At 41.0% G+C, this 10,052-nt stretch carries 8 protein-coding genes, 2 tRNA genes and 1 pseudogene; 7 read left to right on the top strand and 4 right to left on the bottom strand.

Translation table 11 applies throughout. The features are described from left to right. Positions 1-250: 250 nt before the first annotated feature. The 3 genes and pseudogenes from MTN97_RS09905 to uvrD form a co-directional block, all read right to left on the bottom strand. A pseudogene (locus MTN97_RS09905) lies at positions 251-1,278 on the bottom strand (ABC transporter substrate-binding protein). After that, positions 1,247-3,337 (bottom strand): GNAT family N-acetyltransferase, encoded by a 2,091-nt coding sequence (locus MTN97_RS09900; RefSeq protein WP_248474291.1) that lies wholly within the window; start codon positions 3,335-3,337, stop codon positions 1,247-1,249. Before MTN97_RS09900 ends, MTN97_RS09905 begins: the two are co-directional and overlap by 32 nt. Next, a complete protein-coding gene (gene uvrD / locus MTN97_RS09895; protein ID WP_248474290.1) occupies positions 3,315-5,480 on the bottom strand; it encodes a DNA helicase II in 2,166 nt (721 codons plus the stop codon). The genes MTN97_RS09900 and uvrD overlap by 23 nt, the downstream gene beginning before the upstream one ends. 315 nt (positions 5,481-5,795) lie before the next feature. Between uvrD and MTN97_RS09890 the strand changes: the two genes are divergently transcribed. The 3 genes from MTN97_RS09890 (at position 5,796) to MTN97_RS09880 (ending at position 7,174) form a co-directional block, all read left to right on the top strand. Beyond that, complete coding sequence (locus MTN97_RS09890) at positions 5,796-6,020, top strand: hypothetical protein (protein ID WP_013463755.1); 225 nt, start codon at positions 5,796-5,798, stop codon at positions 6,018-6,020. 112 nt (positions 6,021-6,132) lie between these two features. Further along, the gene (locus MTN97_RS09885) at positions 6,133-6,501 is read left to right on the top strand and encodes a YacL family protein (protein WP_036980872.1); all 369 of its coding nucleotides are present in this window, start codon (positions 6,133-6,135) and stop codon (positions 6,499-6,501) included. A gap of 52 nt (positions 6,502-6,553) precedes the next feature. After that, entirely contained in the window at positions 6,554-7,174 is a 621-nt protein-coding gene (locus MTN97_RS09880) for a dUTP diphosphatase (RefSeq protein ID WP_036980873.1), read from the top strand. On the opposite strand, the gene yrfG is transcribed toward MTN97_RS09880, so the two are convergent. After that, positions 7,167-7,814 carry a GMP/IMP nucleotidase gene (gene yrfG, locus MTN97_RS09875; RefSeq protein WP_069440199.1) on the bottom strand — a complete coding sequence of 216 codons (648 nt, stop codon included), beginning with the start codon at positions 7,812-7,814 and terminating at the stop codon, positions 7,167-7,169. The genes MTN97_RS09880 and yrfG overlap by 8 nt on opposite strands. A 286-nt stretch (positions 7,815-8,100) precedes the next feature. Between yrfG and nudE the strand changes: the two genes are divergently transcribed. From nudE to MTN97_RS09855, 4 genes are all read left to right on the top strand, one after another. Further along, positions 8,101-8,673, top strand: coding sequence for an ADP compounds hydrolase NudE (gene nudE, locus MTN97_RS09870; RefSeq protein ID WP_024601288.1), 573 nt, complete (start codon positions 8,101-8,103; stop codon positions 8,671-8,673). Beyond that, positions 8,666-9,463 carry a 3'(2'),5'-bisphosphate nucleotidase CysQ gene (gene cysQ / locus MTN97_RS09865; RefSeq protein ID WP_036980876.1) on the top strand — a complete coding sequence of 266 codons (798 nt, stop codon included), beginning with the start codon at positions 8,666-8,668 and terminating at the stop codon, positions 9,461-9,463. The genes nudE and cysQ overlap by 8 nt, the downstream gene beginning before the upstream one ends. A 241-nt stretch (positions 9,464-9,704) precedes the next feature. After that, positions 9,705-9,781, top strand: a tRNA-Met gene (locus MTN97_RS09860). A 197-nt stretch (positions 9,782-9,978) separates the two neighbouring features. Continuing rightward, positions 9,979-10,052 (top strand) — tRNA-Met (locus MTN97_RS09855).

Raw genomic sequence — 10,052 nt, 5'->3', positions numbered from 1 at the left:
AAATAATAAGCGCCTAATGCCGACTCTATACATTTGCTATGTGGCTCTTTACCGCTGTGGGCACCACGACACTACCAGGCTCCAAATTAAAGAAAGCCCGACTAGAAATAGTCAGGCTTTTTTACGTCTGCAGGAAAGTAAAAACGCAGGTGAAAGGTAAAAGGAAAATAATAAGCGCCTAAAGCTAGTACACCTAAAGCCTACTAACCGAACTTTTGTTATTAAGTGTTGTTTATAACAAACAATTAGCTTAGAACAGTCCATAGGCTTCGGTTTCCTGCTCTTGTGTGTTGTTAGAAGCTTGAAGTTCTTTGGGTTTAAATATAGCGCTTGGATCAATAAGTACGCTGTGTTTATCGGCTAGCTTAATTAATCCATGCATCATATTTCTTGTTTGTGGATCAATATCAAAGCCTATTTCAGTTAACTTATCGAGAGGTTTTATATCTTCTGCTTTGCTAAATGCCATAGCGTTAATATAGCCCTCAAAATGAAGACGACTCGTTGCTCGCTTGCATATCGGCAGAAAACTCAGTAAAAAAATTATCGTTACAATTTAGTGGGTTTGGAACAATCTCCGTTACCATAATATTTGATGGTGAGTTTACTTCATCAAATAAGTCAAAGCTGGGTACAAACGAAACGCTAGTATATTCAGGATTAAACCCTTGCTTTTGGGCGCTATTAATAAACTCAGAGAGAGGTTCATAAGTGCTGACTCCACTTCTTGGCTATTGCGTTTGTAGCGAGCAACTATTGCCGGTGTAAGGCTATATTTAGCGAGTGCTTCTCTTAGCCCTGATTCTACATATAAGCCAAATTCGTCAGCCTGTATAAACAGCCCTATTTTAGTATGTTTATGTTCTTCAACGAGGTATTTGATTTGTTCTTGTGCTTCGTTGTTATAGCTTGCTTTAGTAAAGGTATAATTGCATGGCTGGTTGGGGTACCCTTGGCACCCAACAGGGCATCAACTTTATTTGTGTAAATAAACTCACGAGTATTATTAACGGTTTGTTTGGGTTCATAGTGATCGTCAGCAACTAAAAGTAGCACCTTAGCGTCATTAATACCGCCAGCGTTATTAACTTTGTCAAAATAAACGCTGCTACCTTTATATAACTATTGGCCAATATTTTTAGCAGGACCAGTTAGTGCAGTAGACATGCCCAGCTTAATTACTTTGTCGTTGGTTTGCTCGGCACGCGCGAAAGTTTGCCCAAGCACTAATGCTATAAGGACAATGTTAAGGTTTACTATTATGCGAAATGCGCTCATACCAATTATTTACAGCCTTTTTAAATAATGTATTAAATGACTTTGTGCCATTCAAACCTAACTGACTTTGGATATTTTTCGGTGTCCAATTTTGTAATACTAGCCTAATAAAAACATATTGGAAATTATCGTCATCGGTTGGCAAGCTATACGGCAATGCCCAAAAACGTCGCCAGAGTAATGGTTTTATATTAAAAAGCTGGTAGTCACTTGTTAACATAGACTTTAATCTTGATTGCTCAGTGATACTGTCGGTATGAGTATTAAAATGAGAGACAATTTTCGCGACCAGTTGATAATCAAGCTGACTATAGTGATCGAGTAGTTGCAAAGGGAAATCGGCTTCGAACTGTGCTACTAATTGCTCTACTAGTTGCTCACTTTTAGTTAAGCTTTTAACAACTAATGCGCTGTGCTCGCCCGTTGCCTTATCTTTTTGAAAACCGAGTTTAACTAAATCAAAGCCATTACTTTGCCAAAAACTGAGTAATTGCGCATTGCCACCAAAGCTGGCACCAAACCAATGACACTCGCTCTGCAATTGCTGTTCACAGTATTTAAGTAACTGCGTGCCTATTTTTTTGTTGTGATGCTGTGGATCAATAGCAATACGCACCACGCGGGCGCAGTGTTGTTTTAAAACATCAGCATTAAAACTCAATTGTGCTAGCGTTTGTGCCATTAAGTGACCTTGAGGCCTACGCTTTCCTTGTGCTATTTCATTGCTCATGGCAGCATTAAATCCACCTTCAATCGCAATTAAACAGACACCGAGAATATTATCACCTTGTTGGCAAACAAATACATGTTGTTTAGTGGCGTCTAGTAAGTGGCGTAAATCATTCACACTGGTTTGATAATGTGCCAGCGTTAGCAACCCAATCACTTGATAAAGTAGTGACTCGTTACTAGCAAGTTGATGTGCCTGTAATTGCTTAAATTGCAAAGGGGTAGAGTGTAAGGTGAGGCTGTGATGTTCAGCATCTAAGGCTAATAACGTGCGAATGTGCTGCTCTAATGGGTCCTGCTTTGCAAAGCGAATAGGCTGTTCAAGAGTCATACTGCGCATATTTTTAAAATGCGTTTTAATGTAGCGAGTAAACTTTAGAATATAGCCGCGACCATTGCCTTCATAGCCAACCATGGTGCTTGAAAATACCACGCGAGGATAAAGGTGGAGTAGTTTTATGAGCATTGGAACAGGGATTGCTGCCGCTTCATCAATTAATAGCAAGTCACACTCAGGCTGTTCGTTAAGTAGTTGATCAGGTGCAATATATTGCATGTTTGCAATGCATTTATTGCCTGCTTGATACTCCAAATTAAGTGCGTTTGCTAAATGTTTAAAGCTGCTGTGCAATGCGCGAAATTGCATAGAGCTGATGAGGATTTTTTTATCGCTGAGCTCGCTTGCGGCAATCCCTAACGCCGCTGATTTCCCCCGTCCCCGATCAGCATTAATCAATAATGGTCTATTTGCCCGTCCGTGTGCGGTTTTTTTTATTAATTCAACACATTGTTGTTGCTCGGTAAAATCTATTGTACCTGCTGATGCATCAATGTCGGCAAGAGTAACCCAGTCATCTTGTTGATTAAAATGTAATAAGGAGGCGCTGCTCAGTAAGTGCTTTAAACGTTGATTAAAAAAGCTGTATTGATACGCTTGTCCAAATGATTGAAATAATGGCAGCGCAGGATCGCACCAATGTTCAAGTGATTCGAGCGCTGGAAGTAATACAATTAAAAAGCCACCCGCTTGAACTACGCCCGCTAAGGCTGCTAGTTTATCTGGCACCAGTCCACTGTAGCCATCATAAACAGCATGGGCGCACTCTTGCCCTAAAATTTGATGGGTATGCTCTGGCCAATGTGCATTAACTAAATTTGTGTTTTTAGAAAGAACAAAAGAGGGTTGCTGTAATTGAGCAAGCAGCTGAGTGCATTGCTCATAACACCAATTTTTATCGCCTGTAAGCAACAGTAACTGACGATGTTTAGCATTCGTTAGCTGCTGTTGCAGATGCTTTATAACGCGGTTAAACGGCTTGTAGTCTTGCATAAGCTGTTACTAACCACTTACTACCTAAGTCGTCAAAGTTAACCTGTACACGCGATTGTGCGCCGCTGCCTTCGTAATTAAGCACCGTGCCTATACCAAATTTAGCGTGCAGTACGCGTTGACCTAAGTTAAACCCGCTTTCCTCAAATGCCGCATGGCTTACTGATGCACTAAAGCGCCCTGCAGCAGGCGGTCTTGAGACTTGTGTTTTAATGCGAATTTCTTCTACGCAGTCTTCGGGTATTTCACGTAAAAAACGCGATGGGCTGTGGTATTTTTCTTGACCATATAAACGGCGGCTTTCTGCGTGGCTTATATACAGTTTATCCATAGCACGGGTCATACCTACATAACAAAGACGGCGTTCTTCTTCTAAACGGCCCGTTTCTTCATTACTTTGTTGTGATGGGAACATGCCCTCTTCAACACCGACCATAAATACCAGCGGAAACTCTAAGCCTTTAGCTGAGTGAAGCGTCATCATTTGTACCGCATCTTCATGTTCATCAGCTTGCCCTTCACCTGATTCAAGCGAGGTGTAGGCTAAAAAGCCTTGTAGTGGTGAACTAAATTCTTCCTCTTCAGGGAGTTCATATTGATCGCAGGCGCTAATTAATTCTTCTAAGTTTTCAACCCGAGCACGGCCTTTTTCACCTTTTTCAGCCTGATACATTGCCATTAACCCTGAGGTTTGAATGGCATATTTAGCTTGCTCATGCAGCGTTAAGTCACTAATTTTATCTTCAATATGCTCAATAAGTTCGACAAACTTGGCAACCGCTCCAGAAGCGCGACCCGATAAATGCTGTTGCTCTACAATGGCTTTAGCAGCATACCAAAGCGGCAAAGATTCAGCGCGAGCGCAGTCACGTATATGGCTTAATGTTTTATCGCCAATGCCGCGGGCGGGCGTATTAATAACACGCTCAAATGCCGCATCATCTTGGCGGTTACCCACTAAGCGTAAGTATGAAAGAGCATCTTTAATTTCTTGGCGTTCGAAGAATCGCATACCGCCATAAATTCGGTATTTTAAACCTTCTTGTAGCATCGCTTCTTCAAGTACCCGTGATTGCGCATTACTACGATATAAAATAGCCGCATCTTGTAGTGCGTTACCAGCATTAAGCCAGCTACGTAATTTGCTACTCACAAAGCGCGCTTCATCTAGCTCATTAAAAGCAGCATAAATAGAGATAGGTTCACCGTCGTTACCGTCGGTCCATAAACTTTTACCCATTCGCTCGGAGTTATTTTGAATTAACGCGTTTGAGGCTTTAAGAATAGTGGCAGTCGAGCGATAGTTTTGCTCAAGGCGAATCGTCTCTGCGTCAAAATCAGTTAAAAAGCGTTTAATGTTTTCTATTTTTGCGCCGCGCCAACCATAAATACTTTGGTCATCATCGCCTACAATCATGATACTGCTGGTATCGCCCGCAAGTAGTTTTAACCACGTATATTGAATGGTGTTGGTATCTTGAAACTCGTCTACAAGCATGTGCGCAAAGCGCTGCTGATAATGACGCAGCAAGGTTGGGTTATTTTTAAGAACCTCATAGCTACGTAGTAATATTTCTGCAAAATCAACTAGGCCCGCTCTATCACAAGCTTCTTGATAGGCCGCGTAAACACGCAGCATCATTTGCTCGTTAATATCGTATGCCTGAATATCTTTAGGGCGCAGAGCTTCATCTTTTTTAGCGCTTATATACCAACCAAACTGTTTAGCAGGCCATTTTTTGTCATCAATATTCATTGATTTTAATAGGCGCTTGATCATTCTTAGCTGATCATCAGAATCTAAAATTTGAAAGGCTTCTGGTAGGTTTGCTTCACGGTGATGAGCGCGCAAAATACGATGTGATAAACCATGGAATGTACCAATCCACATACCACCGACTGGTGCTTTTAAGGTTTCTTCTACTCGCGTGCGCATTTCTTTAGCGGCTTTATTAGTAAAGGTAACCGCAAAAATACTATAAGCAGAAGCTTGCTCAACCTGCATTAACCACGCTATACGATGAACTAAAACACGTGTTTTACCCGAACCAGCACCTGCTAATACCAGCATGTTTTGTAGTGGGGCTGCAACGGCATCGCGTTGTTTGTCATTTAAGCCATCGAGTAATTCAGAAACGTCCATCGTTACGCCTTTTCAATCAATAATGGGGGCAGTATAACAGGTGTTTTTGTTAGGCTAAATAAAATACTGTTTTTATAAACAGCTATTTATAAAATACGTATTTAAGTTGTTGAATAGTTAACAGTATAAACTGAGCAAGTAATTAAAATACCTATTTAAAATTGCTAATTTGACCTATTTTTGGCAAAAAATACTAAACTGATAAATTCGTAATAATTTAACTACATGATTTGTAAGCTTTAATAAATTGGCATAAAGTGTGTAAGTATAAATAATAAGTACAAATACAAAATTAATTAAACTACAGAGGTGAGTATGTCTCAACAAGGTTCTGGCGGTAACGTAATCGCAGCATTATGTAATATTTTCTTCCCCGGTTTAGGGCAGTTGGTGCAGGGCCGTATTTTAGCGGCACTTGTTTTTGCAATTCTGGTTTTTGGCGGTTATGCGCTATGGTTTTTAGTTGTTCCAGCCGTAATCGGTGCCGTGTTCCATTTATGGGCAATTATTGATGCTGCACGCTATCGCTCAGGCGGTTAGCTATATTGATGATACTAAATAGCGCCTTATGGCGCTATTTTTGTATCTGGCTTTCATTATTCATAGCTGATTAGGTTATAATCTGTTGCATTGACAGTACTGGAATAAAGTTATGGAATACCAATTTATTCGCGACCCTATTAGTGGGTTAAGAATTAAAATAAGCAGCGAACATGCCCTAATTGGCCGCTGGTTAAACGAAGAAATTGGCAAAGAAAAAGTCGCGATGGTACAAGCACTTATTAGCTCGGTGAGTTCAAGCTTTGAACCGTTAACACTTAAAGGCCACGAAATTGACCTAATTCTTTCTAAAGATGAAGCATTATTCGAAGCGCATGCGTTGCATCAAGATAACGAAGATATATTAGCCTACCAAGATGATGAACTCATGCTGGAAGAGAATGATTTAAGCAGTGGTTGTGGTTTTGAAGACTTTGTTGACCTGATCAACTCATGGCATGAGTTTTCGGCTGGTCGTTAAGTTATATTATCTGTATTATTACCCTAATTATAAATCCAACAGTGGAACCAGTATGTCTGCGAATTTAAACAAACTAGTTGTTATGCTAGAAATGCAAAATGCCATGAATACCAAAGTACATGAGCAATGGTTTAGTCAAGGCTTTGAGTGGTATAGAGCTATTTGGGTTGAATGTGCAGAAATGCTGGATCATTACGGTTGGAAATGGTGGAAAAAACAAACGCCAGATACTGAACAAGTAATTTTAGAGCTGGTTGATATTTTTCATTTTGGTTTATCGCTACGTATCGACGGTAAGACCAGCTACGAGCAAATCGCTACGCAGCTACAAACTCAAATGAGCGCCCCACAACAAGGTGATGACTTCAAACAAACCCTTGAGCTATTAGCGGCCAGTGCGGTTGCCAATAAAACCTTTAATGCGGCTGCTTTTGCCGGTTGTATGGCACAAATCGGTATGGATATTGATGATTTATATCGTGGCTATGTGGGTAAAAATACGCTGAACTTCTTCCGTCAGGATCATGGTTACAAAGAGGGTAGCTACATTAAAGTGTGGCATGGCAAAGAAGATAACGAACACTTAGTTGAAGTAGTTAAAAGCCTTGATACTGAGCATGTAGATTTTGCAAAACAGGTATATCAAGGCCTAGTAGCGCGTTACCCTAAATAAGCTTACGGTAATCGGTGACGCTTAAGTAATCGGCTATTACATTATGCGGTTGCTGGCTATTAGGGTTAGCAACCGCAAGTAAATGCTCAATGCCGTATTCTCGTGCGGCATTTAATACCGGTAAGCTGTCATCTACAAATAATGTGCGGCGTTTATCAAACCCTAAATCCCCTTGAACCTTATGCCACAAACTTTGTTGCTCTTTACTTACCCCATATTCATGCGTTGACACCACTCCGTCTAAATAATTATCAATAGCGGTATGTTCAAATTTAAGCATTACGCATTCTGGATGAGCATTGGTAAGTAAAATGAGTTCTTTACCTGCACGTCGAAGTTCAGTTAAAAAATGCGGAACATCTTCACGTATTTTAATTAAATGTGCAGATTGACGCTTTAATTCGAGAATAGGTAAGTTTAGCTGTGCTTCCCAATAGTCAGAGCAGTACCACTGAATTTTGCCACTCACAGCCTGATAGCGTTTTAAGATATCTGCGCGGGCTTCCTCAAAACTGATATTTTGAGCCAGAGCATGTTGTTGTGGAACAACATTGAGCCAAAAGTCAGTGTCGTAATGTAAATCAAGTAAAGTCCCGTCCATGTCGAGTAATACAGTATCGATTTTTGACCAATTGAGCATGATATATCCTTGTGGAAATTGAGGCGTTAAATGATTACGTTGCGATGAAATGCTTGCAAGCGAAATATAATGGGCTCTGTTAATTGAACTCTAAAAACATATTCCCAATGATGAAATATTAAGGGCGAATTCAATAACGGCAGATAAATATTTAACCTTAACTACGGGTAAGATATTTTATGATTAACTCTGCATTTAAATTGCTTTTAATTCAAACTGAAACTCGCATCTTATACTCATTTGGGTATATGATTAGTATAACTGCAATGATAGCAAATTGATGCCCATGACACAGAAAAAGCACCCAACACCACCACAAATTCTCAGTAATAATGTTGTCGCTAAAAGTCGCTTATTTACTGTGGAGTCTTTAGAACTAAAATTTTCAAATGACGAAGAGCGTCAGTATGAACGAATTCGCGGCGGTGGCCGTGGAGCCGTTATGATTGTACCCATCACAGCTGAAAACGAACTACTACTCGTTAGAGAGTATTGCGCCGGCACCAATGACTATCAGTTAGGTTTCCCTAAAGGATTAATTGACCCCGGTGAAACACCTGAGCAAGCGGCAAACCGAGAGCTCAAAGAAGAAATTGGCTTTGGTGCAGAATACTTTGAAGCACTTAAAACGGTCACTATGGCGCCTAGTTATTTCAATGCCACTATGCATATCCTCTTTGCTAAAGATTTATACCCTGAAACCCTATTAGGGGATGAGCCAGAGCCATTAGTGCTTGTTAAATGGCCACTTGCGCAGTGGCAGTCGCTATTAGAACAACCTGACTTTACTGAAGCACGTAGTGTTGCCGCTCTGCTATTATTAGATAAGTACTTAGCCTCAGGAGCGACTAATGGATAAATTACTTGAACCATGCATAACACTTGCCCAAAGTGCAGGTGATGCAATTATGGCTATTTATAAAAAAGATGATATTGGTCAACAAGAAAAATCAGACAGTACGCCAGTTACTAAAGCAGATTTAGCCGCAAACGATGTACTTGTTGCTGGCTTAAAAGCGCTAGCTCCCGATATTCCTATTATGTCAGAAGAGACGCCGATCCCAGCATTGGAAGACAGGCAGCACTGGCAACGCTATTGGCTGCTTGATCCGATGGATGGCACCGGTGAATTTATATTAGAAAGCGGCGACTTTGCCGTTAATATTGCGCTGATAGAAAATAATCATCCTGTATTGGGAGTGATTCATTGGCCAGCAAAAGACGTGACCTATTTTGCTACCGCTAATAATGGGGCGTTTAAGCGTAAAGGCGAGCATGATAAACAAATATTTGTAGCACCTCCCGAAAGTTTAACTTTGGCTGTAAGTCGCCGCCAAAAAATAGAAGCCGTGAGTCAGTATTTAAATGCGCAATTTGCAACGGTGGCTTTAGGCTCATGTTCGCTTAAAGCTTGTATTGTTGCTGAAGGTAAAGCTGACTGCTTTTTAAGAATTGGTCCCACTGGTGAATGGGACACTGGCGCATCACAAGTAATAGTTGAAGAGGCGGGGGGGTGTATTACCGATGCTGAGTTTAACCCTCTGACCTATAACCAAAGGGAAAGCACAGAAAACCCAGACTTTATTGTTATGGGGCATCCCGATTGGGAGTGGCAAAAAATGATAAACCCACATCAGCGATTAGTGTAATAACCGCCTTTTGATGGGTTTTTGTTCACTTAAACGTTTTTAATTAGTAAAACCTTGCATTATAGGTTTATTCCTATATTATAGCGCTCTCTTCGAAACAGGCTTGTGAATAACACGATACTGTTACAAAGAAATTACAGGCGCGGGATGGAGCAGAATGATAAATCATTCGCCGGACTGCTTAAACCTGAAGTCGAAGGTCGTCGGTTCAAATCCGGCTCTGGGACTCTAAACATACAGGCGCGGGATGGAGCAGCCTGGTAGCTCGTCGGGCTCATAACCCGAAGGTCGTCGGTTCAAATCCGGCTCCCGCAACCAATTTCCTTTAGAGGTTTGAGGTTACTGTAAAAATGCTAGTTAAAGAAAAGCTCGTCGGTCTCAGCTCTTCATTAGCCAGCAAAGGTTGTCGGTTCAAATCCGGCTCCCGCAACCAATTTCCTCTAGAGGTTTAAGGTTACTGTAAACTCTAACTTAAGAGATTAAATTAAGTAGTCGATAGACTTAAAATATATAGGCGCGGGATGGAGCAGCCTGGTAGCTCGTCGGGCTCATAACCCGAAGGTCGTCGGTTCAAATCCGGCTCCCGCAA

This window comes from Pseudoalteromonas sp. 2CM36K (genome assembly GCF_023161865.1).
Classification (GTDB): domain Bacteria; phylum Pseudomonadota; class Gammaproteobacteria; order Enterobacterales; family Alteromonadaceae; genus Pseudoalteromonas; species Pseudoalteromonas tetraodonis.
The sequence above is the reverse complement of the archived record's forward strand: the minus strand, read 5'-3'. Positions and strand labels throughout refer to the sequence as shown.